This window comes from Microvirga soli (assembly GCF_016734765.1).
In the GTDB taxonomy this organism is placed as follows: domain Bacteria; phylum Pseudomonadota; class Alphaproteobacteria; order Rhizobiales; family Beijerinckiaceae; genus Microvirga; species Microvirga soli.
Genome location: NZ_JAERQE010000011.1, coordinates 1 through 25,165, shown reverse-complemented (window position 1 = coordinate 25,165; position 25,165 = coordinate 1). Strand labels below are relative to the sequence as shown.

At 63.8% G+C, this 25,165-nt stretch carries 22 protein-coding genes; 14 read left to right on the top strand and 8 right to left on the bottom strand.

Going from position 1 to position 25,165, the window contains the following annotated elements; genetic code table 11:
- Position 1: 1 nt before the first annotated feature.
- Entirely contained in the window at positions 2-841 is an 840-nt protein-coding gene (locus tag JKL45_RS11855; RefSeq protein WP_201861342.1) for an EcsC family protein, read from the top strand.
- Positions 842-894: 53 nt separating this feature from the next.
- On the opposite strand, the gene JKL45_RS11850 is transcribed toward JKL45_RS11855, so the two are convergent.
- On the bottom strand, positions 895-1,539 hold the full coding sequence (locus JKL45_RS11850) for a Rossmann-fold NAD(P)-binding domain-containing protein (RefSeq protein WP_201861341.1): 645 nt from the start codon (positions 1,537-1,539) through the stop codon (positions 895-897).
- On the bottom strand, positions 1,540-2,274 hold the full coding sequence (locus JKL45_RS11845) for a type 1 glutamine amidotransferase domain-containing protein (RefSeq protein WP_201861340.1): 735 nt from the start codon (positions 2,272-2,274) through the stop codon (positions 1,540-1,542).
- Positions 2,275-2,398: 124 nt separating this feature from the next.
- On the opposite strand from JKL45_RS11845, the gene JKL45_RS11840 reads away from it, so the two are divergent.
- Positions 2,399-2,557 carry a hypothetical protein gene (locus JKL45_RS11840; protein WP_201861339.1) on the top strand — a complete coding sequence of 53 codons (159 nt, stop codon included), beginning with the start codon at positions 2,399-2,401 and terminating at the stop codon, positions 2,555-2,557.
- A gap of 173 nt (positions 2,558-2,730) precedes the next feature.
- A complete protein-coding gene (locus JKL45_RS11835; RefSeq protein WP_201861338.1) occupies positions 2,731-4,782 on the top strand; it encodes a CHASE domain-containing protein in 2,052 nt (683 codons plus the stop codon).
- Between the two features lie 456 nt (positions 4,783-5,238).
- Here JKL45_RS11835 and JKL45_RS11830 read toward each other — a convergent pair whose 3' ends face one another.
- Positions 5,239-5,667, bottom strand: a complete 429-nt coding sequence (locus JKL45_RS11830; RefSeq protein ID WP_201861337.1) for a site-specific integrase — start codon at positions 5,665-5,667, stop codon at positions 5,239-5,241.
- Positions 5,664-6,707, bottom strand: a complete 1,044-nt coding sequence (locus JKL45_RS11825; protein ID WP_281401758.1) for an integrase arm-type DNA-binding domain-containing protein — start codon at positions 6,705-6,707, stop codon at positions 5,664-5,666. The genes JKL45_RS11830 and JKL45_RS11825 overlap by 4 nt, the downstream gene beginning before the upstream one ends.
- A gap of 511 nt (positions 6,708-7,218) precedes the next feature.
- Here JKL45_RS11825 and JKL45_RS11820 point away from each other — a divergent pair.
- Genes JKL45_RS11820 through JKL45_RS11795 form a run of 6 tightly spaced genes read left to right on the top strand, consistent with a single transcriptional unit; the run spans position 7,219 to position 14,064 of the window.
- A complete protein-coding gene (locus JKL45_RS11820) occupies positions 7,219-7,869 on the top strand; it encodes a cytochrome c3 family protein (RefSeq protein ID WP_201861335.1) in 651 nt (216 codons plus the stop codon).
- A 5-nt stretch (positions 7,870-7,874) separates the two neighbouring features.
- Positions 7,875-10,775, top strand: a complete 2,901-nt coding sequence (locus JKL45_RS11815; RefSeq protein ID WP_201861334.1) for a TAT-variant-translocated molybdopterin oxidoreductase — start codon at positions 7,875-7,877, stop codon at positions 10,773-10,775.
- 4 nt (positions 10,776-10,779) lie between these two features.
- On the top strand, positions 10,780-12,093 hold the full coding sequence (nrfD, locus tag JKL45_RS11810) for an NrfD/PsrC family molybdoenzyme membrane anchor subunit (RefSeq protein WP_201861333.1): 1,314 nt from the start codon (positions 10,780-10,782) through the stop codon (positions 12,091-12,093).
- Positions 12,090-12,629 carry a DUF3341 domain-containing protein gene (locus JKL45_RS11805; protein ID WP_201861332.1) on the top strand — a complete coding sequence of 180 codons (540 nt, stop codon included), beginning with the start codon at positions 12,090-12,092 and terminating at the stop codon, positions 12,627-12,629. The genes nrfD and JKL45_RS11805 overlap by 4 nt, the downstream gene beginning before the upstream one ends.
- Positions 12,620-13,117 (top strand): c-type cytochrome, encoded by a 498-nt coding sequence (locus JKL45_RS30645; protein ID WP_201861331.1) that lies wholly within the window; start codon positions 12,620-12,622, stop codon positions 13,115-13,117. Before JKL45_RS11805 ends, JKL45_RS30645 begins: the two co-directional genes overlap by 10 nt.
- The gene (locus JKL45_RS11795) at positions 13,114-14,064 is read left to right on the top strand and encodes a hypothetical protein (protein WP_201861330.1); all 951 of its coding nucleotides are present in this window, start codon (positions 13,114-13,116) and stop codon (positions 14,062-14,064) included. Before JKL45_RS30645 ends, JKL45_RS11795 begins: the two co-directional genes overlap by 4 nt.
- On the opposite strand, the gene JKL45_RS11790 is transcribed toward JKL45_RS11795, so the two are convergent.
- The gene (locus JKL45_RS11790; RefSeq protein ID WP_201861329.1) at positions 14,061-14,594 is read right to left on the bottom strand and encodes a c-type cytochrome; all 534 of its coding nucleotides are present in this window, start codon (positions 14,592-14,594) and stop codon (positions 14,061-14,063) included. The two genes, JKL45_RS11795 and JKL45_RS11790, sit on opposite strands and share 4 nt — an antisense overlap.
- The gene (locus tag JKL45_RS11785; RefSeq protein WP_201861328.1) at positions 14,591-15,571 is read right to left on the bottom strand and encodes a cytochrome c oxidase assembly protein; all 981 of its coding nucleotides are present in this window, start codon (positions 15,569-15,571) and stop codon (positions 14,591-14,593) included. Before JKL45_RS11785 ends, JKL45_RS11790 begins: the two co-directional genes overlap by 4 nt.
- 45 nt (positions 15,572-15,616) lie before the next feature.
- Between JKL45_RS11785 and coxB the strand changes: the two genes are divergently transcribed.
- From coxB to JKL45_RS11760, 5 genes are all read left to right on the top strand, one after another.
- The gene (gene coxB / locus JKL45_RS11780) at positions 15,617-16,645 is read left to right on the top strand and encodes a cytochrome c oxidase subunit II (protein WP_201861327.1); all 1,029 of its coding nucleotides are present in this window, start codon (positions 15,617-15,619) and stop codon (positions 16,643-16,645) included.
- Positions 16,642-19,209 (top strand): cbb3-type cytochrome c oxidase subunit I, encoded by a 2,568-nt coding sequence (locus JKL45_RS11775; RefSeq protein ID WP_201861326.1) that lies wholly within the window; start codon positions 16,642-16,644, stop codon positions 19,207-19,209. The genes coxB and JKL45_RS11775 overlap by 4 nt, the downstream gene beginning before the upstream one ends.
- A gap of 1 nt (position 19,210) precedes the next feature.
- Entirely contained in the window at positions 19,211-19,570 is a 360-nt protein-coding gene (locus tag JKL45_RS11770; RefSeq protein ID WP_201861325.1) for a hypothetical protein, read from the top strand.
- Positions 19,571-19,674: 104 nt separating this feature from the next.
- Positions 19,675-20,784, top strand: coding sequence for an SDR family oxidoreductase (locus JKL45_RS11765; RefSeq protein ID WP_201861324.1), 1,110 nt, complete (start codon positions 19,675-19,677; stop codon positions 20,782-20,784).
- 10 nt (positions 20,785-20,794) lie between these two features.
- Entirely contained in the window at positions 20,795-22,435 is a 1,641-nt protein-coding gene (locus JKL45_RS11760; RefSeq protein WP_201861323.1) for an alpha-amylase family protein, read from the top strand.
- A gap of 34 nt (positions 22,436-22,469) precedes the next feature.
- Here JKL45_RS11760 and JKL45_RS11755 read toward each other — a convergent pair whose 3' ends face one another.
- Positions 22,470-22,697 carry a hypothetical protein gene (locus tag JKL45_RS11755; protein ID WP_201861322.1) on the bottom strand — a complete coding sequence of 76 codons (228 nt, stop codon included), beginning with the start codon at positions 22,695-22,697 and terminating at the stop codon, positions 22,470-22,472.
- Between the two features lie 73 nt (positions 22,698-22,770).
- Positions 22,771-24,363 carry an alpha-amylase family glycosyl hydrolase gene (locus tag JKL45_RS11750; RefSeq protein WP_201861321.1) on the bottom strand — a complete coding sequence of 531 codons (1,593 nt, stop codon included), beginning with the start codon at positions 24,361-24,363 and terminating at the stop codon, positions 22,771-22,773.
- Positions 24,364-25,165: the final 802 nt, after the last annotated feature.

Sequence of the window (25,165 nt, the reverse complement as noted above, 5' to 3'; positions counted from 1 at the left end):
CATGCCTGAAATCATGCCACGGGAGAGAGGAGGCACGCCTCCTGCTCCCACTCTGTCGGACGACGACCGCGAGGCGCTCAGGAAAGCCGTGCAGGCGCTGGAGGGATCGAGCTATGTCGGCCGCTTCTCGCGCCTGGCAGGCCGGCCCATCGCACTGCTCGGGCAGGCGCTGCCGCAGGCTGCCTCTGCGGCAATCTCCCGGGCGACCCAGGCAGCACTCACCCGAGCGCTGCGCTATGCGCTGAAGACCATCCCGAAGGATGCCGCTGGGCCGGAGACGCGCGTCCACCGGGCTCTAGCGGCCCTGTCCGGCGCGATGGGTGGTGCCCTCGGGTTGTCTGCCGTCCTGGTCGAGCTGCCGATCTCCACGACGATCATGCTGCGGGCGATTGCCCGCATTGCCCAGAGCGAAGGCGAGGACCTGTCCGACCCGGAAACAGCCTTGGCCTGCATCGAGGTCTTCGCCCTCGGCGGACGCTCCGGCTCCGAACACCTTCATGAGAGCGGCTACTTTGCCGTGCGGGCAGCCTTGGCAAGGTCCGTGTCAGGCGCAGTTCGCCAGGTCGCGGAACGCGGTATGATCGACGAGGGCGCCTCGGCCATCGTTCGCCTGCTGAGCCAGATCGGCTCCCGCTTCGGGGTGGTGGTGTCGCAAAAGGTGGCCGCGCAGGCCGTGCCGGTGCTGGGTGCGCTTGGCGGTGCTGCGGTCAACACCGCCTTCATCGATCACTTCCAAACGCTGGCGCGCGGGCACTTCACAGTGCGCCGGCTCGAACGGGTCTACGGCAGGGGAACGGTTCGCCTTGCCTACGAGCAGGTCCGAGCCCAAGAAGGTCTGTGAGCCAAAAGCCTTTCGGAAGGTGGCCAAGGCCTCGGCGAACAGGGAAGCCTTGCCTACGTCGTGCCTCTGACGATGGCGTCGGACGTGATGATGTGCTCACCGCTCGGAGCCGTGACCGCCGCCTCCAGCAGAACCCTGGCGATGCGCTCGTGCGGCACGACCCGGTAGCGGCGGGGCAGAAGCGGCTCGGCCAGCCGCAGGAGCCGCATGGCCACGAACTCCGCGGGCCGGAACTCCTTCCGGTCACCGCCGATCAGGGCAGGGCGCACGACGGTGAAGGATGGAAATCCCACAGCCTGAACTGCCTCCTCTACTTCGCCTTTGACCCGGTTGTAGAAGAAGCGCGACCGGGGATCGGCGCCCGTCGCGGAGTTGAGCGCAAACGCACCGGCGCCGTGCTGCCGGGCGAGCCGCGCCACAGTCAGCGGGTAGTCGTGGTCGACCCGGCGGAAGGCCTCCTGCGAGCCTGCCTTTCGGATCGTGGTGCCAAGGGTGCAGACCACGCAGTCCACGGCCCACCACGGTGCGTCAGCCGGTAAGTGCTCGAAGTCGACCAAAGGGTTTTCGAGCTTAGGATGGGATGGCAGCTCGCGCCGGGTCGGCGCGACGATCCGGGTGACGTGTGCATTATCCTGCGCCTGCCGCAGGACGGCTCCGCCAACCAGGCCTGTCGCTCCGACGAGCATCAGGGTCGCCATTCAGGCGGTCCTGCCGAGGGCCGCCAGCACGTGCCGGGCGACGAGCTCGGAGGATTGCGGGTTTTGCCCCGTGATCAGGTTACCGTCCTGGATCGCGAAGGGCTGCCAGTCCGGTCCACGCTCGAAGCGGCCTCCCAACTCCTTGAGCCGGTCCTCCAGCAGGAAGGGCACCACCTTCGTCAGGCCGACCGCTTCCTCCTCGGTGTTGGTGAAGGCGCTGATCCGGCGACCATCGACGATGGGTCGCCCAGCCTGGCGCGTGGCCTTCACCAGCCCGGCCGGGCCATGACAGACGGCGGCGACAACCTTGCCCTGATCGAACATCGATCCAACAATGCGGGCCAGCGTCTCGTCATTGGCCGCGTCGCACATCGGCCCGTGCCCGCCGGGCAGGAAAACCGCGTCGAACGAGCCCGGATCCACGCTGCCGAGGGCAGGGGAGTTGCGGGCCGTCTGCATGGTCTTCTCGTCGGCCATGAAGCGGTGAACCGAGGCCGGGACCTCCTGCTGCTCCTCCGGCTTCTCACCCGGGCCTTCGCCCGCCTCCGCCGGCAGGCTGCGCGGGTCCCAGGGGATGGCGCCGCCCTTGATCGACACGAGCGTGACCTCCGCGCCGCCGTCGAGCAGGACGTAGTAGGGCGTGGCCAGCTCCTCCAGCCAGACGCCGGTGCGGTGGCCTGTGGATCCCATCTGGTCATGCGAAGTGGCGACGACGAGCACTTTGGGAGCGGGCATGGTTTTTCTCCGGGTGAGCGCGCTAAGTCGTCAACTCGAAGCCGTGGGGGAGGTTCTGGCCAGCCGGAGAAAAGTCCCTCGGGCGCACGCGACTGCAGCTGACCGACACTGGCCGGCGATGCCGGTGATACTTGCCTCCGGCTATGCCAAGCTGGCGCCCGATCCAGATCCGGCCATCGTCAGGCTCGCCAAGCCCTTCCAGCAGGAAGACCTCGCGGGCGCCATCGCCGCGAGCATGAAGATCGCCGCGGGAAGGACGGTGATCCCTTTTCGCTCCCGGTAGGCCGAGGATCAGATCTAGCAAAACCTCTAGCAGGAGCGGAAGGTCGCGGCAGGAGAGCGTTTGCACGGCGGACAAGGCCGGCTATATCGTCGGGAGTTCCCCTAACTCTTCTCGCCCATGCCGGAGTGGAGTTTTTCCTGCTCACGCGCCGCTCGCGGCCCTGTGGATTATCGATGCTCCAACAGCCACGCCGCTGGCGTTTGCTTATCCCTCTCGCGACCCTGCTGGGTGGGCTGACAGCATCGGTGCTCGTGGCGGCGAGCCTGTGGACCATCGTTGACGCCCGCGACCGCCTCAGCTTCGAGCGTCGGGTGGATCAGGCCCAGGACGCGATCCGGGACCGCCTCGACACCTACATCACCCTGCTGCGGGCCGGTGCCGGCCTGTTCAATGCCACCTATCTCAATGTTGACAGGGGGGTGTTCCAGGCTTTCGCGGCCGGGCTGCGCCTGAACAAGGATTACCCGGGCATCCAAGGCCTTGGGTACACCGCTCGCGTGAGGCCCGAGGAACGGGAAGCCTTTGTCATGGCGCAACGCGAGCAGGGCATGCCGGCGTTCAGGATCTGGCCGGAGCATCCCCGCCCGGAGTTCCATAGCATCATCTACCTAGAGCCGCTGGATCGTCGCAATGGGGCGGCCATCGGCTACGACATGTTCTCGGAGCCGATCCGCAGGGCAGCCATGGAGCAGGCCCGGGATACGGGGCAGCCGACAGTCAGCGGAAGAGTTGAGCTGGTTCAGGAGATCGACCAAGCTAGGCAGGCCGGGTTCCTGATTTATGTGCCGGTGTATCGCGGTGGCGCCACGCCTAAGACAACTCAGGAGCGGCAGGATGCGCTCGCCGGGTTCGTCTACAGTCCCTTCCGCGCCGATGATCTTTTCACAGCTATTTTCCAGGGCGGGCGCAATCCCGGTCTGGAACTGCGGGTCTATGATGGCCCGCCGACTCCCTCAAACCTTCTGCACCGGTCTGGCCCCCAGCAGCCTGATGGAGGAAGCGAACGGGCTGCCCGCTACACCGACACCCGTACGCTCGACATCGCGGGTCGCCGGTGGACCGTGGTGTATCTCAGCAGCCCGCAACTGGAACAGAACTCGACCCGGTCCCTCATCCCGCTCTTCTTCGCGGGCGGGCTGATCGCCACGCTCCTGGTCTCCGGCGTGCTCTGGGCCCAGATCAAGGCGCGACTGGCCGCTGATCAGAAGAGCCAGGAGGCTCAGCGCGATCTGGAGGAGCGGCGCCGGGCGGAAGAGGAGCTGCGGGAGAGCGAGGAGCGGCTGCTGCTGGCCTTGGAGGCCGGCAGGCTCGGCACCTGGGAGCTGGACATCGGCTCCAACCACCGCCTGCTGTCCCCCCGGTCGGCGGAGATCTTCGGGGTTCCGGCCGACGAACTCCTAGACCGTGAGACGTGGCAAGCAGTGATCCATCCCGACGACAGGGCGCGGGTCACCTCAGCGTTCCAGGAGGCGCTGGAGGGCAGGGCGCTCTATCGGGCGGAGTTCCGGGTTCTGGCCAGCGACGGCAGGGAGCGCTGGGTCAGCTCGCAGGCGGTCGTGCATCGTGACAAGACCGGCACCCCGCAGTGGGTGGTCGGCATTCATCAGGACATTACGGACCGCAAGCGCTGGGAGGAGCATCAAGTGCTCCTGATCAACGAGCTGAACCACCGGGTGAAGAACACGCTGGCCACCGTGCAATCTATTGCAGGCCAGACCCTGCGCAACGCCTCATCAGTGGAGCATGTGCGCGAAGACCTTGAGGGACGGCTGTTTGCCCTGTCGCGGGTTCATGATGTGCTAACGCGGGAGAGTTGGGAGGGGGCCAACCTGCGCGAGGTGATTGAGCAGGCGATAGAGCCATACCGACGGCATGAGAACGACCGCTTCCATATTGCGGGACAGGATACCCGCCTTTCTCCTCGATTAGCACTGGCTGTCGCACTTGCCTTGCAGGAGCTGGCGACAAACGCGATCAAATATGGCTCGTTGTCGAATGCCACGGGTGTGGTGCGCATCACATGGGAGGTTGCGGGTGCGGCGGCCAGTCGGCGCCTCTTGCTGCTGTGGGAGGAGACTGGCGGGCCAGCCGTTCATCCCCCAGTCCGCCGCGGGTTCGGAAGCCGTCTGATCGAGCGCAGCTTTGCCATGGAGCTGGGTGGGCGGGCGACGCTGGAGTTCCGTCCCGAAGGGATTCGATGCACGGTTGATGCACCCATTGGCTGATTGACCATCCTCTGGGCTCGGGCCCGAGACCTGCGTGGCGGGGCTGGACCTTGTTCAGGCGCGGCCACGCGTTCGTCCTTCTGGCCGTCAGATCCGATAGCCACGCGCTGTTTCGATCCCCGGCGCAGGGGTCGCTTGGCGTAAAGGATGCGGCTGCTGATCCTGCAAATACCCTTGGCCGGTGGTGCAAGCGCTCTTCAGGCTGAGTACTCGATGGATTGGGGTGTCCGAACAAGTTTTGAATTAAAAAGAGAATTTTAGACATGCGAAGGCTTGGTGGGGCTGAGGGGAAGCTCCACTCGGCCCAGAACTTAACGACATGGCGGTTCCTTGGAGTACAAGGCAGTTCCGGATGGCACACGAGCTTACCAGGGACCTATGCCCATGAGGAGTGTCAGTGGTTTTACTTCCTAATTAGGATGGAATGACCTCCTAGAGCCCCTGGCACAATCAAGTTCAGGCTGCATCACGCCATTTAGCTTCGAGGTTAGCCTTTTCTTTCTCATAGGCGTCTAGAACCGCCTCGACCCACAATTGCATACCCTCTACCTTGAGTGGAATTCGTTGTGACTTGCTATAATGTATGTGGGTGACATCTGCCTTTTTCTCCTTCTCATCCTCTCCCTTCGAAGTTTTGTGAGCAAGGATGGCTGAACCGGCGCCCCCAAGACGGTTGTCATCCAGGAAGGTAGCTAACGTTCGCCGCACATCGTGCAGCGTCCAAGGGCGAATGCCATACCGCGCCAGCAAATTTTCACGATGGTTTAGGGGCTTCTTCGGCTTTGGGCCCGGTTTACCTGGCCGATCTGGCTTTCGGCGAACCCTCTGTCGAAATACTTTCCCCTCCAGACGATAGAGTAGGCGGTTCAATGCTGACTGGGTCACATGACCATGACCCTTACCACTGGGAAAAACATGCGGCGTTTCCTCGCCATGCTCGTCCCAAAAGGCAGAAAACTTCGCCAATACTGCCGGGGGAGGGGGAGCGAGTGAGGTCTTCCCCCGGAGCGTCCACCCTTCATCTCCTCCCCTGTCCAATTAGCGATCTTCCACCCCGGGTAGTCTTTGTGATTGAACAGGCGATCACGAGACAGGACGACGAGCGCACCCGTCCGTTGGGCTGTCAGGATCGTACCCCAAAGTGCGGCGAGAGTACCCGGGGAAGTCTCGTGCTCTTTCTCGGACAAGGTCCGATGGTGCTCAGCAATGACAAGAGTACGAGCCAGCTCCTCAAGTGTAGGCACGTGGTCTCGGGTACCTGTCTCGTACTCGACGGACCACATTTGCCACCAAGGATGCTGGAATTTCTCCAAGCCTGAGATGCCACTGTGGTGTTTGTACGCCCAGTCTAGCATCTCCCGGCCTTGATGGACCGCCCGATAGGCTGCAGAGGGAGCGTTGACTGCTAGGATTTGATTTCGCACACCCTCCAGATCCCCGCGGGTGAGTGTGGACACAAGTTTGCCCTCGATGGTTTTGAAGGCCTCATGTTCGAGGTATCGGGCATAGAGGGAGAAGTAATTGGCCTTCAGCTTTTTCTTTTTCATGGCCAAAAATGCATCCCGCATTTCCCGCCAGCGCCACGGACCGGTGGCGAGCCTTGTGCTGTCATCACAGGGAGTGGTTTCAGCGGCAAACGAAAGCTCCCAGGCAAGACCCTCGTCTCCTGATTGGGCTAACACGCTTTCGTACAGCCGAGCCTTCGCCCTAGGATCTTTGCCCCGCTTGAGGGCAAGTCGCGCCTCGTCGGCTTGGAAGCGAGCGTCATCAACACTCAGCGTGTCAATAGAGCCCAAACGGATGGTCCGGTCGCGGCGGCGAAGGTACCAAATGCCAGCCTTGGGGGTGATCCGCAGGACGAGACCCATGCATCGCTCATCTCTCCATTCAATGACGGAGTCTCCGACCTTCCCTGCCGAGATCATGGTCTGAGCGCGCCTTACGTGCTCGGAGGTCAAGCGCAGGTGATCACGGATATAGTCTCGCTTTGACATCGCTCACCTCAATCCTGTTGGATCAGAGCCCTGTACAACATCTATACAACAGGCCATTTTGGAGGCTCACAAGTGGGATCTTTCCTTTTCGTCGGCCTAAACCGATGATTAAAGTAGATTAACTCCTCCGAATGGCGGTGATGGTCCGGTTGTGCTTTATGCAAAAATCAGCTTCCCAAGCTGAATGTCGTGGGTTCGATTCCCGTCGCCCGCTCCATCCAACTCTTTGGATGGTAAGACTTTCCGACGTTCTGCCAATCATCCCGCATTGTCTGTTGTGCTCATAGGCTGCTCCTTGCGCCTGGATGGAGACATCCGTGGCTTCCGCAGACCGGAGGTCCTGCCGCGTCAGGGAACGATCCGACGCCGAACCGATTGTCCAACAGCGAAGCTTCTCCTCGGGCGCGGAGCCTGACACAACCAAGGGTGCGCGGCACGGGCGATGGCGCAGCTTTTCACACCGGCGGCAACCACCCTGTTTCGGGCGGCCATCGTGTTGACGGGCCTGGGAATTGTGGGCGCCGGGGCAACGGCCTATCTGTGGGCTCGCGCGGACAGCACCTGGAACGTGGGAAAGCCCGCGCCGCAGCCGGTTCCATTTCGGCACGATCTCCACACGGGGCAACTCAACATCGACTGCCGCTACTGCCATTCCACGGTCGAACGCGCGGCCGATGCCGGCATGCCGTCAGCCCAGACCTGCATGTCCTGCCATTCTCAGGTGTGGGTGGGGGCGAGCGTCCTTGAGCCCGTCCGTTCGAGCTTCGCGCTCGGGCAGCCGATCCAATGGACCTCCGTTCACCGCCTGCCGGATTATGCCTATTTCCATCACGCGGCCCATGTGACGAAGGGGGTCGCCTGCGAGACCTGCCACGGCCGCGTGGACCAGATGCCGAAGACGGTGAAAGCCCAGACCCTCTCCATGGGCTGGTGTCTGGACTGCCATCGCGATCCGGCGCCGAACCTTCGCCCGCGCGAGGCGGTGTTCGCCATGGGCTACGAGCCTCATGGCGATGAGCTGCCTGAGGATATCCGCGCGTTCTACCGGGAGGCTTCCCGGCGGCTCACCAGCTGCAACACGTGTCACCGGTAGGGTCGATGGGCGAGAAAACGGCAATCGATCTCGAAGCCCTGAGGGCCCGCCTCGCAACCGAGGAGGGGCCGCGTCTCTGGCGCAGCCTGGAAGAGCTTGCGGACGTGCCGGAGGTGCGCCGGCATATCGAGGCCGAGTTCCCCGACATTGTGCAGGCGTCGCAGATCGACCGCCGCACCCTGCTGAGGCTGATGAGCGCCTCCCTGGCCTTGGGAGGGCTGGCGGCCTGCAGCGACAGCGGGAAGAATTCTCCGCTCATGTCGCAGAGTCGCAACATGCCGGGCACCGTGCCGGGTGTGCCAGTGACGATCGCCACTTCCATGGCCTTGAACGGCTATGGCAGGGGCGTGCTCGTTAAGGCGCAGGAAGGGCGCCCGATCAAGATCGAAGGAAACCGGCTTCATCCCGCGAGCCTCGGCGCCACCGACGTGTTCGCGCAGGCGGAGATCCTGTCCCTCTACGATCCAGACCGGTCCGATGCTCCGCTCCAGAATGGTGTGCGAAGGTCTTGGGAGGAACTGACGAACTTCATCCGTCCCGTGCGCAACGAGTTTGTGTTCGATGAGGGCAGGGGGCTCCACGTCCTGATGCCGCCGACCACCTCGCCAACCCTGCACAGGCTGATCGGGCAGGCGCGCCAGCTTTTTCCGTATGCACAGTGGCATGCGTTCTCACCGGTCGACGACGGCAGCCGGCAAGCCGCCGCCATGGCCGTCTTCGGACGCGATGTGGACCTCGTCTACGATCTGACGCAGGCCGATGCCATCGTGACCTTAGGGGGCGATCTCTTCGCCGAGGAGCCGGGGCATCTCCGCTACGCGGCCGACTACCAGGCGCGACGACGAGCGCCGGATCGCGAACTTCCCCGACTTATCGCCGTCGAGACGCGCACGACCCTTGTTGGTGCCAGAGCGGACGAGCGCGTCCCGCTTCGCCCTAGGGATTTCGAAGCCTTCGTCGAGGCGCTCGCCACGGCTCTCAAGACTGGGTCTGTGCCGTCCGGCTCCCATCCCGTCATTCCCCGTTTGGCCGATGCGCTGCGCACTGCCGGAGCCCGTAGTCTTGTTGTGGCAGGTCGCGAGCAACACGCCCGCGTTCACGCGCTGGCCCTCGCCATCAATGCGCGGCTCGGCGCTTTCGGCACGACGATCCGTGCCATCGAGCCCCTGCGCACCCTAAGTGGCGAAGCCCGGTCGCTCGGTGATCTGGCAGAGGCAATCAGTGCCGGACAAGTCTCGCGGCTCATCATCCTCGGCGGCAATCCGGTGTACACCGCGCCGGCCGATATCCATCTCGGCACGCTCGTGCGGCGCGTGCCGTTGTCCCTTCACCTCGGCCAGCATCGGGACGAAACGGCGGCACTCTGCACCTGGCATATCCCCGAGAGCCATCCGCTCGAAAGCTGGGGCGACCTGCGAGCCTTTGACGGAACGGTGGGGCTGCGCCAGCCGGCGACGATGCGGCTGAAGCCGGGACTGAGCGCAGAGGAGTTTCTCGGCCTCATGGCAGGCCAGAACACGGATGGGCGCGGACTGGTCCTAGCCGCATGGCGCGAGGCCTGGGGCGACGCCTTCGACGAGCGCTGGGCGCGATCCCTGGAAGATGGAGTGATAGAAGGCTCGGCGGCGCCTACGGTCGATGTGGCTATCCAGCCAGACTGGAGATTGGAGCCTGCCGCGCCAGCCTCATCCGCAGGAATCGATGTTCTGTTCGCGCCCGATTCATCGGTCTGGGATGGGTCGTATGCCAACAACGGCTGGCTGCAGGAACTCCCTAAGCCTCTCACGAAGCAGGTTTGGGGCAATGCGGTCCTGATCGCTCCGGAAACGGCGGAGGTATTCGGGCTCGCATCGGGTGACGCCGTCGACCTGTCCATCAACGGACGCGTGGTGCGTGCACCTGTATGGCTGCTGCCTGGCCATGCTCCCGGCGCCGTGACCCTACCCCTCGGCTACGGCCGTCAATCGGCTGGCAGGATCGGTAACGGAATCGGCTTCAACGCCTATGCCGTCCGCTCCTCAGAGGCGCCCTGGGTAGCATCGGGAGAAATCCGACGCGTGGGCGAGAAGCTGCCCGTCATCTCCACGCAGCAGCACCATTCTATGCAGGGGCGCGACATCGTGCGCGTGGTCGCGCCCGGAGAGGCCGTGCCTCCGGAACCCGTGCATCCGTCCATTTATCCTGACTGGCCCTACAAGGAACATGCGTGGGGCATGGCCATCGATCTCGATGCCTGCATCGGCTGCAATGCCTGCGTGATCGCCTGTCAGGCCGAGAACAACATTGCCGTCGTCGGCCCCGAGGAGGTGGCGAAGGGGCGCGAGATGCATTGGCTGCGCGTGGACCGGTACTACGCCGGAGATCCTGCGGCGCCCGACACCTATTTCCAGCCGGTCCCTTGTATGCATTGCGAGAAGGCGCCGTGCGAGGTCGTCTGCCCCGTGAACGCGACGGTGCATTCCTCCGAAGGCCTCAACGACATGGTCTACAACCGTTGCGTCGGCACGCGGACCTGCTCGAACAACTGTCCCTACAAGGTGCGCCGCTTCAACTTCATCGATTATCAGGGCACCGATGTCTCGGCTCCATCCGAGGCCATGAACCCGCAGGTGACGGTTCGCGACCGCGGCGTGATGGAGAAATGCACCTTCTGCGTCCAGCGCATTGGGGCTGCCCGCGCGAATGCCCGTGTCGAGGACCGGCGCGTGGCCGACGGCGAGGTGATGACCGCCTGCCAGCAGGCCTGCCCGACGCAGGCCATCGTGTTCGGCGACATCAACGACCCGAACAGCTCTGTCAGTCGCCTCAAAGGGAGCCCGCGCAACTACGCGCTTCTGGGAGCGCTGAACACCCGGCCGCGCACGACCTACCTGGCGCGTATCGAAGACCCGAAGGAGAACGGATAGGCGAATGAGCAGCGACGCCCATGCAGCAACGAGCCGGGTGGCCGATGTTCCACTCTCTCCCCACTTTGGCTGGGCGTGGTGGCTCGCGATCCTGGCTTCCGGCGGGCTCGTCGCGCTTCTCGGCTATACGCTGCTTTCCGTCACGATCGTTGGCGTCGGCGTCTGGGGGGTGAACATCCCCTATGTTTGGGGCTTCGATCTCATCAACTATGCCTGGTGGATCGGCATCGCCAACGGCGCGAGCCTCTTTGCCGCCACCTTGGTCCTGCGCCGGCACGATCTGCGCACGGCGGTCAATCGTTTTGCGGAAGGCGTCGCGCTGTTTGCGGTCATCTGCGCCGGAATCTTCCCCATCATCCATCTCGGACGCCCGTGGCTGTTCTACTGGACCTTCCCCTATCCGGCGACCTTCCAGGTCTGGCCGCAATTCCGCAGCACCCTGACCTGGGATTTCTGGGCCATCAGCACCCATGTGATCGTCACGAGCCTCTTGTGGTATGTGGGCCTGATCCCGGATCTCGCGACGCTGCGGGACCGCGCCAAACGCCCGATGGTGCAGCGGATCTACGGCGTCTTCGCGCTCGGCTGGCGCGGCTCCGTGCGGCACTGGGCCTATCACCAGCGCGCCTACCGCTTGGTTGCCATCCTGGTACTACCCCTGATCCTCATCATGCAGAGCACCGTCGCTTTCGAATTCGCCGTGACCCTGGTGCCCGATTGGCACGAAACGCGCCAGCCGCTCCACTTCGTGGCGACGGGCTTGGCACAAGGCCTGTCCATCGTGCTCCTCGTCGCGGTGCTCCTGCGCTGGGGCCTGCGGCTCGGGCGCTACATCGACGAGGGAGACATCGACCTGTTGGGCAAGCTGGTTCTCGCGAGCGCCCTGGTCTCCGGCTATCTCTACATCGACGAGATCGCCGCGGCCCTCCTGTCGGGCGGGCTGACGCAGGAGGCGACCTTCACGCGCATGACAGGCGATTATGCGGGGCTCTACTGGACCGCGATTGTCTATTCTGTCCTGATCCCGCAGCTGTTCTGGTTCAGGAGCGCCCGGTTGAGCACCGTGGGTGGGGTCTTTGTCGGTGTCTCCATCGGCGTCGGCATCTGGTTCGACCGCTTCTCCATCATCGTCGGCGGCCTCCAGACCGATTATCTTCCATCCATCGGGCGCAGCTACAGCCCCACATTATCGGAAACGGGCCTGTTCCTGGGAACGGTCGGATTGTTCACGGCTCTCCTGCTGCTCTTCGTGCGCTTCCTGCCCGTGATCTCCATGTTCGAGACGCGCCATGACGAACATGAGGAAAAATCCTCATGACGCAGCAGCCCTACGGCATCATGGCGGAGTTCAAGACGCCCGAAACCCTCATGGAGGCTGTCAGAGCGGCCAAGCGCGCGGGCTTTACAAAGCTCGACGCATTCAGCCCATTCCCGTTGTCGGATCTCGCCAAGGAGCTCGGCGTCCGCACAAGCGTGATCCCGTGGATTGCGTTTGCCGCTGGGCTGATCGGGGCGGTTATTCAGTATGGCTCGCAATACTGGATGAATGCCGTCAATTATCCGTTGAACGTGGGCGGGCGGCCCCTTCACAGCTGGCCGGCCTTCATTCCCGCCTCGTTGATCGTCGCCATCCTCTGGGCCGGTGCCGCAACCCTGATCGGACTGCTCCTGATCCTGCGGCTGCCGCGCCTGCATCATCCGGTCTTCGCGTTCCCGGGCTTTGAGCGTGCCTCGGAAGACAGGTTCTTCCTCTGCATCATGCGGGACGATCCGATGTTCGAGAACGAAGCCGTTCACGAGTTCTTCGCAGCGCTCTCGCCTCTTGCCATCCGGGAGGTTCCGGCGTGCGGCTAGCGGCGGCCATCGCGATCCTCGTTCTGCTGGCCGCCTGCGATACCGGTACGGAGGAGCGGGATGCCGTAGCCTCGACGCGCACGGTCCAGCGGGGCTACGTGCCCGTGCCTCCCGGCACCGTCGCGCGAGGAGCGTCCGCGCAGGCTGCCGCCCTCGCACCTCCAGGGCCGGAGCGCACGCCGGCTCTGCTCGCCCGGGGTGAGGAGCGGTTCAAGGTTTTCTGCACCCCCTGTCACGGCGTGAGCGGCCGCGGCGACGGCCCGGTTGTCTCAAAAGGTTTCGCGCCGCCCCCCTCCTACCATGAGGAGCGCCTCCAGGCGCTAGCGCCCGAGCAGATCGTGCAGGTGATCACCCAGGGCAGGGGACGAATGTTCCCCTATGCCGACCGAGTTCCCCCTGAAGACCGTTGGGCGATTGCGCATTACGTGAAGGAGCTGCAGGCCCGCGGCATCGGGGCTGCGTCAGGGCAGGAGGGCGCCCGACCATGAGCGCCATGGAAGCCCTCTACGTCGTTTTCGTGGCCCTCGCAGGGATCGCAATGGGAAGCCTCGTGGTGCTGATGATCGGGCATCTCATGAACGAGGACTGGCTCGCGCCGGTGCGTGCCGAGGCGGAGGCTGCCGCCCTGACGCTTCCCGTGCTTCTGCTGCTGGGCCTCGTGCTGGCCTTCGGTCTCGGTGAGCTTTTCCCTTGGGCTGCGTATCCGCTCGATCTGCCTTCCGCGCGGGCGACTTATCTAAGCCCCGGCTTCTTCATGATCCGGAGCGCCGCTTATCTTCTGATCTGCATAGGGTTTGCCTTTTGGCTGACGCACACCCGTCACCTGCGGCGCGCCAGCGCCATCGGTCTTGCGTTTCTGACGCCGGTCATGACCTTCTCGGCCTACGATTGGGTGCTCTCGCGGGATCCCCAATGGTGGTCGAGCCTGTTCGGCTTTGCCTTTGGTTTGGGGCAGGTTCTCGCGGCCCTTGCGAGCGCCATCCTGATCACGCTCCTCAAGAAGGAACCTGCCTCTCCCCAGCGCATGGCGAGCCTCGAGCGTGCATTGCTGACCCTGCTGTTGCTAACAGCCTGGACGTGGTTCGCCCAGTTCCTGATCGTCTGGCTCGCCAACGTGCCGCATGAGGTCGCGTGGTATCTGGAGCGATCCGACGATGGCAATCTGTCCCTTCTCGGAACGTCCTATGGGCTGATGATTGCCGCCATCGTCATCCTCGTGCCCTCCGGTGTGAGCCGCATGGCGATGCTGATCGGCAGCGTTCTGGCGCTCCTGCATCACATCACGCACATGCTCTGGGTGCTGCAGCCGCGCGGAGGCCTTTCCTGGTTTGCGCTCGGGCTGATCCTCATGGTTGCCGCTCTCTGGGTCGGCGTCTATGCGGCCGTCATGCGTGTTCGCCCGACCTACATCGAGGAGGCAACGGAGGAGCCTTAGCTCTTGGGTGCTGCATCGGGCTTCGGCACGATCCGGCGCGTCCGAACATCGGTTTCTAAGGGAACGCCCGGAGGGTTCGGGATGTCCGCTGCCACCTTATCCTCGGCACGGAGCGGGAGAGGCGGATCGGGCGGGTAGACCTGCATCTCATCGCGACCCAATGAATAGAGATAAGCGGCCATGTGCCGGGCCTCTGCCTCGCTCACACCCTGCGCAGGCATGCCGGTTGCGGGTTTCAAGGCCACAGGGTCCATCAGCCAGGCGATCAGGTTCTGCGGCGTGTTCGGCAGGAAGCCGGCGAGGAGATGCTGCTGCGCATACTGCTCCAGGCGCGGTCCCACCTTGCCCCGCGCGCCACGGACGTTCTCGATCGTATGACAGGTGCCGCAGCCATAGGCCTGAATGAGGGCATGCCCCTGCTCGGGCTCGCCGCCTGCAATCGCGAGGCGCGAGGAGGGATCCTGCGAGTCGCTGCAGGCGGCAAGTCCCGTCAGGACCATCAGGGTTAGGAAGATCGGGCGAGGGATCATCGGCTCGGCTTCAGGACGTCTGTCGGGGCAACCGGCGAGCGTCGTGTCCGTTCCGTTCCGGGCGTCAGGAGCCGGAGCGCCATGATGAGCCCTGCCGCAAGATAGATCGCGCACATGGGAAGGGACATGATGGCTCCTGCCAGTTGTTGATCTTCCAGAGCTGTCAAACCCCAGTCCATCGTGTCCGGCGCATGATACAGGGCTTCGCGGGCGAAGCTGAGAAGGGCGCTCAGGAGGCCGCTCTGAAGCAGGGTAATAAAGCTGGCGATCAGCGCGGCAGCGGCGGCTTCCCGGCCGGAATGGGCCTTGATCACGGCCCGCCAGAACAGCAGCGCCGTGCCGAAGAACATGACATGCTCCAGCCAGTGCAGCCTGTCCGAGGCAACCGCTGCATCGAACAGCATGGGGCTGTGCCAGACCCACAGGGTCGCCATGTGGATCAGGGCCGCCGGAATGGGCCTTGCGCAGGGCGACAGGATCGCGAGCAGGGACCGCAGCGGGCCGTGGCGCGCCACGCCGCGCCGCCAGTGCACCGGCAGCGCCCAGAGCCACGCAACTTCCGGCTTGCCGAGAACGAGAAGCGGTGGAGCGATGGCGATCAGCAGGATGTGCTGCACCATGTGAGCCGAGAGCAGGGCCGAGGACAGCGCCTCGAGCGGCGAGAGCAGCGCGATGACGAGCAGGATCGCTCCCGAGGCGAAGCAAGCGATCTGCCGTGGGCCGAAGCCGGGAGGAAACCGCCCCAGGTCCCGCCGCAGATGTCGGACGCCTCGGATGAAGAGCAGGCACGATGCGAGCAACGGCACCGAGATCAGCGGATCCGCATGCCATGCATGCCAGAGATTGCCGGCGTCGTGCAGTGCCGCCCCATGAGCCAGGGCCGGGAAGTCGCACAGGATGGTGGCGAATCCCGCCGCGAGACCTAGTTCGGTCCTGAGGGACCTTCTCGGGAATGCCTTTCGGGAACCAAGTCTCACGGCCAAGCTTTTCCGTTCAATGCATGCAGAAACGATCTAGGGCGGATGGACTTTGAAACGACCCTGACGCGCCTCCGAGGGCGGATTGACCCCGTCCTGAGGTGCGGGGGCGGGCTTCTGTGGGCGTTTCCGCTTGCAGGCTGCAGCGGCGTGCAGTCGGCCCTCGATCCGGCCGGGGGCGATGCGTGGGACCTCTACTGGCTCACCATCGTCATGACGGTGGGGGCAACCCTCATCTTCGTCTTCGTGACGGCCCTTCTGCTCTACGCCGTCTTTGCGCCGCCGGAGCGTCGCGCCTGGCTCGGAACCCGCAGAACCATTGTCTATGGCGGTCTGGCCTTTCCCATCGTGACCCTCTCGCTGCTTCTTCCCTATGGTCTCATCGTCATGCGGGATGTGGATGCCCCGCAGCCCGGCGCGCTGCAGATCGAGGTGATCGGTGAGCAGTACTGGTGGCGGGTGCGCTACCCGGCCGAGGGTGAGCAGGCGGAGTTCTCGACCGCAAACGAGCTCGTCATTCCCATAGGCAGGCCGATCACCGTGTCGGTGACGGCGGCCGACGTGATCCACAGCTTCTGGATCCCGAATTTCGGCGGCAAGATCGACATGATCCCGGGTCGGATCAACCGCTTCAACTTCACGGCGGAACGGCCCGGCATCTATCGCGGCATCTGCGCCGAGTTCTGCGGCGCCCAGCATGCGCGCATGGCCTTCGACGTGATGGCGCTGGAGCCCGCCGAGTTCGACGCTTGGCGAAGAACACAGGCGCAGCCTGCTCCGGAGCCGGCGATTCCGTTCCTGGCCAGGGGCCGCGACCTGTTCCGCAGCGGGGGCTGCGGCTCCTGCCATGTGGTACGCGGCACCGAAGCCAACGGGCAGCTCGGCCCGGATCTGACCCATGTGGGCAGCCGGCGCACCATCGGGGCTGGGCAGTTCCCGAACAATGTCGGCACGCTGGCGGGCTGGATCGCCAACGTGCAACAGATCAAGCCGGGAGCGAAGATGCCCTCCTATGGTTCGCTCACCGGCGAGGACCTGCGGGCGATAGCCGGATATCTGGAGAGCTTGAAATGAACGCACCCGAGCTCCCGAAATCCTTCGAGCGCCGGGAGGCCGAGCTCCCCAACCCGCTGCCGCGACCGGAGGGGGAGTTCGATGCCCTCAAGAAGGCCTGGGAGCCGCCGCGCTGGATCAGCTTCGTCACGGCCGTCAACAACACCTATGTGGGCCTGTGGTATGTGGGCACGGCCTTCCTGTTCTTCATCCTGGCCGGGATTCTCTCGCTAATCATGCGCACTCAGCTGGCAGTGCCGGAGAACGATCTCGTCAGCCACAATCTCTACAACCAGCTCTTCACCATGCACGGCACGGTGATGATGTTCCTCTTCGCGGTGCCGGCCGTGGAGGCGGCAAGCGTCTATCTCCTGCCGAACATGCAGGCCGCGCGGGACCTGCCGTTCCCGCGCCTGTCGGCCTATGCGTTCTGGGCCTACTTCGTCGGCGGCCTCGTGTTCTTCGGCACGATCTTCTTCGGCCTGTCGCCGGATGGCGGCTGGTTCATGTATCCGCCGCTCACCAGCACCAAATACTCGCCCGCCGAAAATGCCGATTGGTGGCTCCTCGGCATCGGCTTCATCGAGATTTCGGCAATCGCCGGTGCTATCGAGATTATCGTCGGCGTCATGAAGACCCGCGCGGTCGGCATGAGCCTCGATAAGCTGCCGGTCTATTCCTGGGCCATGCTGGTCTTTGCCGTCATGATCGTGATCGGCTTTCCGGCGATCATCCTTGGCACGTTGCTGCTCGAGATGGAGCGTGCTTTCGACTGGCCGTTCTTCATCGCCGAAAGGGGAGGGGACCCGCTCCTGTGGCAGCACCTGTTCTGGTTCTTCGGCCACCCGGAGGTCTACATCATCTTCCTGCCGGCCACCGGCATGGTGTCGATGATCGTGCCGACCATGGCGCAGACGCCGCTCGTGGGATACCGGCTCGTGGTGCTCGCCCTCATCGCGACGGGCTTTCTCTCCTTCGGCCTGTGGGTGCACCACATGTTCGCCACCGGCCTGCCGAAGATGTCCCTGAGCTTCTTTTCGGCCGCCAGCACGGCGGTGGCGGTGCCGAGCGGCATCCAGGTCTTCGCCTGGATCGCCACCATCGCGTCCGGGCGCATGAAGCTGACCACGCCGTCGCTGTTCGTCATCGGCTTCCTGTTCATCTTCACCCTCGGCGGTCTCACCGGCGTGATGGTCGCCATGGCGCCCTTCGACTGGCAGGCGCATGACAGCTACTTCATCGTGGCGCACCTGCACTACGTGCTGATCGGCGGCATGGTGTTCCCACTCTTCGCCGCCATCTATTACTGGGTTCCCGTAGCGAGCAAACGAACGCTCTCCGAGCGCGTCGGGCGCTGGGTGTTCGGCCTCATGTTCCTCGGGGTCAACGTGACGTTCCTGCCGATGCACATCACCGGGCTCATCGGCATGCCCCGGCGGGTCTATACCTATCCGGTCGGCATGGGGTGGGACGCGCTCAATCTCGTGTCTACCATCGGTGCCTTCATGATTGCCGCCGGCGTCGCACTCTTCCTGCTCGATTTCGCCCGAAACTTCAGGTTTGCGGGTGAGAACAATGCCGGAAACGTCTGGAATGCCAGCACGCTCGAATGGTTGCCGAACGGCAACTACAACACGCGCAGCATTCCCATCGTGGTCAGCCGCGATCCCCTCTGGGATCAGCCCAATCTGTCGAAGGACGTGGAGGACGGCCGCTATTATCTGCCCGGAACCGCCACCGGCGGGCGCGAGGCGCTGGTGACGAGCCCCTTCGATGCGCGGCCCCAATATATTCTGCAGGTTCCAGGCCCCGGCTGGCAGCCGGTGCTCGCCGCGGTGTTCACGGCGGCGTTCTTCTTGCTTCTGACTGTCAAATTCATCTTTACGTCGATCATCTGCGGGGTTCTCGCCGTTGGATTCGTGATCTGGTGGCTCTGGGAGACCGATCCCGGACCGGTGCGGCCTCCCGCCGATATCGGCGGCGGCATCGTGGTCCCGGTCTATGCCACGGGCCCGGTGAACCATTCCTGGTGGGCGATGATCGTCCTCATGGTGGTGTGCGGCATGATCTTCACATGCCTGATCTTCTCCTACCTCTTCCTCTGGCTCGTGAACCCTGGCGCATGGCCGCCGCAAGCGGTTCGGATCCCCGACTGGATCTGGCCCGCGCTTTCCGGCTTCCTTTATTGCGCCAGCGCGGCCTTGATCGCTGTGGCGAGCCGGCACTTGCGCGGCGAGGATCGACGCAAGCCACGCTCGGTACCGATCCTGATCGGCGTGGCGCTCCTGCTCGTGAGCGGGGCGTCGGCGGTGGATCTCTGGGCGCAATGGCAGACGGCTCTGAGCCCGTCGGCTCATGCCTATGGAGCGGCCGTCTACGCCATCGTGTCCCTGCAGATCTTCTTCGTGCTGACAACGCTCATCATGGGTCCCTACACCATCGCTCGCTGGCTTGCCGGCAAGCTCGACAGCGTGCGCCGGACGACCTTCGACAACACCATGCTGTTCTGGTTCTACACCGTGGGCCAGGGATTGGTCGGCCTCCTGGTGGTGCACGGCTTCCCGCGCCTGACAGGGGGGATCTAGCGTGACGGGGCGGCGGACGGCGCAGGTTCTTCTGGCACTTGGCGGCATGTTCGCATGGGCGGTGCAGTTCGCGCTCATCTACGGGGCGACATCGACCCTGTGCGGCCGTGGATGGGCGGATGCGACGCTTCTCGCCATCGGGGTCGTTCCATTCGCGATCCTCTCAACCACCCTCGTAACGCTCGTGGCTGCTGCCATCCTGCTGATCGTCTCGTTTCGTGAAGAGCGGCGATGGCGGGATCAACCATCTTCGACGGCGGACGCCTTCTTGAGCCAGACAGGTGTGCTCATCAACGGCCTCTCACTGATCGCGATCCTCTGGAATGGCGTCCCGGCCTTCATCCTGCCAGCCTGCGCGTAGAGCGGATGGCGCAGGCTCCAGGACATGATCACGGCCGGGAACCGGCCTAGCTGGCGGTTCTTATCTGTAGGAGTTGTCCTCTAACCGTTGCAAAAGGGCCCGACGTGACTGGAAATCGTAGCGAAAAACGTCGGGCTGATGCCGGGGCACAGGACAGAGAGTTCGGCTCCCAGGTCGTTGTGGTCACGGGAGCATCGGCCGGCGTCGGTCGAGCGGTTGCCGTGGCATTCGGGCGGGAAGGCTGGCACGTGGCCTTGATTGCCCGTGGCCGCGAACGGCTCGAGAGTGCTGCTCGTGAGGTGGAAGAGGCGGGCGGCAGCGCCCTGGTGCTTCCGGCCGATGTTGCCGATGCAGGCGCAATCGACGCTGCGGCCGCGCAGGTGACCGCCGCATGGGGACGCATCGACGTCTGGATCAACAATGCCATGGCGACCGTTTTTGGCCCCGTCACATCCATGAGGCCCGATGAAGTCCGCCGGGTCACGGAAGTCACCTATCTGGGACAGGTTCACGGCACTCTGGCGGCTCTGCACCATATGCGGAAGAGGAATGAAGGAACGATTGTCCAGATCGGATCGGCTTTGAGCTACCGGTCCATCCCCCTGCAATCCGCCTATTGCGCAGCGAAGTTCGCCGTGCGCGGCTTCACGGATTCGCTGCGCAGCGAGCTGCATCATGAGGGCAGCCGCATCAGGCTCACGATGGTGCAGCTGCCCGCCGTCGATACACCGCAATTCGATTGGGCGCGCAGTCATCTCCCGGAGGAGTTGCAGCCCGTCCCGCCGATCCATGCGCCGGAGGCTGTGGCGGAGGCCATCGTGCGGGCAACCCGAACGGCGCCCCGCGAGCTGTGGATCGGCAGCCCCACGATCCAGGCGATCCTCGGCACCATGGTGGCCCCAGGTCTTCTTGACCGCATGATGGCGCGGCGGGCCTGGGAGGGCCAGATGACGGGAGCGCCTGAGAAACCTCGCGAGGGCAACCTCTTCGAGGCCCCGGCCGGCGATCCCGGAGCACACGGACGCTTCGGATCCCGATCCCGACAACGCGTTGTCTCGGTCTCCGGGACAACGGCCCGTGGTGTGCTGGCGGTGGTTGCTCTCGGTTGCGTGGCCGGAGCGGTCGCGGCGGCGTGGCGTTTGGGAGCGAATGGCACCGTGACGAAGCGCGGTCGACTGTCGGACAGGGAGCGTGCTGCCCGTATGATCAGCTAGGTAAGGTTCAATGCTCGACCTCTGGTACAAGAACGCTGTCATCTACTGCGTCGATGTCGAAACCTTCATGGATTCGAACGGCGACGGAGTCGGTGATTTCGGTGGGCTTGCCGACCGGCTCGATCATATCGAAGCGCTCGGCGCAACCTGCATCTGGCTTCTGCCGTTCTACCCGACGCCGAACCGCGACAACGGCTATGACGTAACCGACTTCTATGGCGTCGACCCGCGGCTTGGCACGCTCGGTGATTTCGTCGCCTTCACCCATGCGGCCCATGACCGGGGCCTGCGGGTCATCATCGACCTCGTGGCAAACCACACGTCAATCGATCATCCCTGGTTTCAGGCGGCACGGCAGGATCCGAACTCGCGGTATCGCGACTGGTATGTGTGGTCGAAGGAGAAGCCCGAGAACATCCATGAGGGTGTTGTCTTTCCCGGCGTGCAGGACACGACCTGGACTTACGATGAGGTCGCGCAGGCCTGGTACATGCACCGCTTCTACAAGCATCAGGCGGATCTCAACATCGCAAATCCGGAGGTGCGCGAGGAGCTTGAGAAAGTGATGGGCTTCTGGCTGCAACTCGGCGTCTCGGGGTTCCGGCTCGATGCGGTTCCGTTCCTGATCGAGTATCGCGGGGTTCCCGCCGAGGAGCGGCCGAAGGAAGACCCGCACGAGCATCTCGCCAGAATGCGTGACTTCCTGTCATGGCGTCGCGCAGAGGCCATGCTCCTGGCCGAGGCCAACATCACCATGGATCAGGTGGACGAGTATTTCGGGCCTTCGGGGGACCGGCTCCATATGATCTTCAACTTCATGCTGAACCAGCACCTGTTCCTGGCGCTCTCCCGCAACGACGCCGAGCCGATCCGCCGTGTGATGGCGAAGACGCCGGCCATACCTCCCAAAAGCCAATGGGCGAGCTTCCTGCGCAATCACGACGAACTCGATCTTGGTCGATTGTCGGATGCAGAGCGCGGCGAGGTTTTCGCCGCCTTTGGTCCCACGCCTGAAATGCAGGCTTATGAGCGCGGCATCCGACGACGCCTGGCTCCCATGCTCGATGGCGATGAGCGAAAGATCAAACTGGCCTTCAGCCTCATGTTCGCCCTGCCCGGAACCCCGGTGCTCTGGTACGGCGATGAGATCGGCATGGGAGAGGATCTTTCCCTCAAGGAGCGCAACTCGGTCAGAACACCGATGCAATGGGCGGATGAGCCCAATGCGGGGTTCTCGGCTGGTCCTGCCGAGCGTCTCGTGCGGCCCGTCGTCTCAAAAGGAGCGTTCGACTACAGGCGCGTCAACGTTGCGGCCCAGCGCGATCTCGATGGCTCGCTGATGAGCACGCTGCAGCGGCTGGTTCGGACACGACGCGCCTGCCCGGAGGTCGGCTGGGGCCGGTGTGAGGTTGTTGAGACTGGTGAAACCGGTGTTCTCGCTCTGCGATACGACTGGCAGGGAGAGACCATCCTGATCCTTCACAATCTTGCCGATCAAGCCGTCGACGTGAAGATGTCGCTCGACGGGATCGACCGATTGCGGCCGCTCTCCTGCGATCAGGATGATCGGGCCATGCGCGATGCCTCCGATCCGATTTCCCTCAATGCCTACGGCTATCGCTGGTTCCGGGCGCAAGGCGAGCGGCGATAGACGGGAGGAAGCGCCGCTCCTCCCGTGATGCATCTCATGCAGTCGGCTGCGGTGTTGTCGGCGTGGCGGGAATCTCCTGCGGGGTCGTCGGAGGCACGCCCACGGGTTCTCCCGGAGGCGGAATATCGCCCGGTGTCGCTGGAGGCACGCCGATTGGTTCCGGCTGCGGCGTCTCGGGAGGCGTGGGCGGGCTGACCGGCGCCGGATTGGGGTCGGCCGGGGTTGGATCCGGATAGGGCTGGTTCGGCAGAGGGATCGGCATGCGGGGAACGCTCCACGTTGTCTTGTAGGGGCAATCCCCCTCACACCGGCGGGTTCCGCCTCAAGGCCGGCCTTCACACCTCAAGCGCAATGATGAGGCCCTCATCGGCCTGCAGGACAACCTGCGGTCCGACACTTTCCTCGCTCCGCCCCGAGAGCGTCGAGAGCATCACGCGTCCTCTCGTTCCATAGGGGAGGGGGAGGGTGTGCGGCTCGTGCCCCAGGTTCAAAGCCACCAGGAAGCGCTCCGGCCCATGCTGCCGTTCATAAGCCAGAACATCTCCTTCAGCCGTGACCTGCGTGTAGCCGCCGACGCTCAGGGCCAGGTGCTGGCGCCGCAGCTCGATCAGGCGCCGATAGAGCGTCAGGATGGAATCCAGATCGTTCCGCAATCCTTCCACATGACTGGATCGGAACTGCGGATCGAGGGGCAGCCAGGGCTCGCCGCTCGTGAACCCGCCTTGGGCGGAACCGTCCCAGTGCATGGGCGTGCGCTCAGGGTCGCGCCCGAGGCCTAAGCCCGGCTCGTTCCTTTCCCAGGGATCCTGAGCCGCCTCCGGCGGGATCTCGACTTTGCCGATCCCGATCTCGTCGCCGTAATACATGGTGGGGGTGCCCCTGAGCGTCAGAAGCAGCATGGCGGCCACGCGCGCCTGCTGCGGGCCGATCCGGGCGCCGATGCGCGGCTGGTCATGGTTGCCGAGCACCCAGTTGGGCCAACCGCCTTCGGGCAGTGCGGCCTCGTATTCGTTGATGAGCGCTGCGATCGTCCGGGCGTTCCAGGCCGTCTGAATGAGCTGGAAGTTGAAGGGCAGATGGGCGCCGGACAGATCCTTGCCGTAGTAAGTGACGAGACGCTCCAGCGGCAGGTAGATCTCTCCGATGAGCACCCGCTCGCGATACTCCTCCAGGACGCGGCGCATCTCGCTCACCACCTCATGCACCTCGGGCTGGTCGGCGGAATACACCTGGATGAAACGGTTGATCTCTGCCTGATTGGCCTGGAACGCAGGGTTCGGCGGGTTGTCCCGGAATTCGGCATCCTTGATCAGGTGCCAGATCACATCGACCCGGAAGCCGTCGACGCCGCGATCGAGCCAGAACCGCAAGGCATCGTACATAGCCTTGCGCACCTCCGCGTTGCGCCAGTTGAGATCAGGCTGCTCCTTCAGGAAGGCATGGTAGTAATACTGCCCCGTGGCTTCGTCCCACGCCCAGGCAGGCCCGCCGAAATTGCTGATCCAGTTGTTGGGGGGAGATCCGTCCGGCTTGGCATCGCGCCAGATATACCAATCCCGCTTCGGGTTGGTGCGTGATGAGCGGCTCTCCTTGAACCAGGGATGTTGATCGGACGTGTGGTTGGGGACGAAGTCGAGGATGACCTTGAGGCCTCTGGCGTGCGCTTCCGCAACAAGGCGCTCGAAGTGCTCCAAGGTGCCGAAGAGCGGATCGATCCCGCAGTAATCGGCCACGTCATAGCCGAAATCGGCCATGGGCGAGGTGTAGATCGGCGAAATCCAGATTGCATGGACGCCGAGCCAGGCGAGATAGTCCAGCCGCTGACGAATCCCGTTCAGATCACCGATGCCGTCGCCATTGCTGTCCTGAAACGAGCGAGGATAGATCTGATAGACAATCCCGCGCTTCCACCATGTGGTCTCAGGCATAAAGGTCGCTCCGCTGTTGGAAGGATCGGGCCGAAGGGGAACGGTAGGCGAATTCGGTAGCCTCCATCTGAGTTCCGCTGCTCGAGATAGAAAGGGGGGTGAAGCTCCCCAGCTGCTATTGTCAGGTCTCTCGGCTGCCCTGCCCGAGGCCAGAAAGTCAGCAGCAGAGCACTTACATTTACCTTACCGGTCGAGCGGGGGAGAAAAGCCTTTGGGGCGCCACTGACGGGTGTTGACAAAGCAGACGGGAATCGACATATCCGCAGCCCCGCCGGAATTCAGTTCGGGCGAGCTTCAATCTCAAGCGATACCGACGCTGCCGAGGTCTCCGGATCTCACCATTCGTTCGGGTCTTGATCGAGGGCTTCTCAAAGTTCCGATCTGCGGCATGAGCCAAGAGAGCCAGTACATGGCGGTCCTCAATGGCTCCTCTGACGAAAAGCGAGAAGATTTCGGATCGATGTCATTGATCTGGATCAAGTAAACGCAGAGACAATTGCGTTCTCTGCGAATGCTGAAGCTTGCCTAAATACTGAGTAGCGGCGCCGGACAGCATCGATTTCGAAAAATCTTCGAAAAAGATGTTGACCTAAGGAAGGGGTTCGGATAGAACATCTTCATCGACGGCGGCACTGATGTGGCGCCGGTTTGGAGGCCCCGCGATCCTGGGTTGCCCGCAAGGGTGGTTTGGGCGGCAGGGGTTCTTCTGTGTCTTTCGGGATGCATGCTCTTTGACATTGTTGAGAGGGGAAGAGAAGCGTAGGCGGCGGTGTCCTTGCGGGCGATTGGAGACAATCGCTGT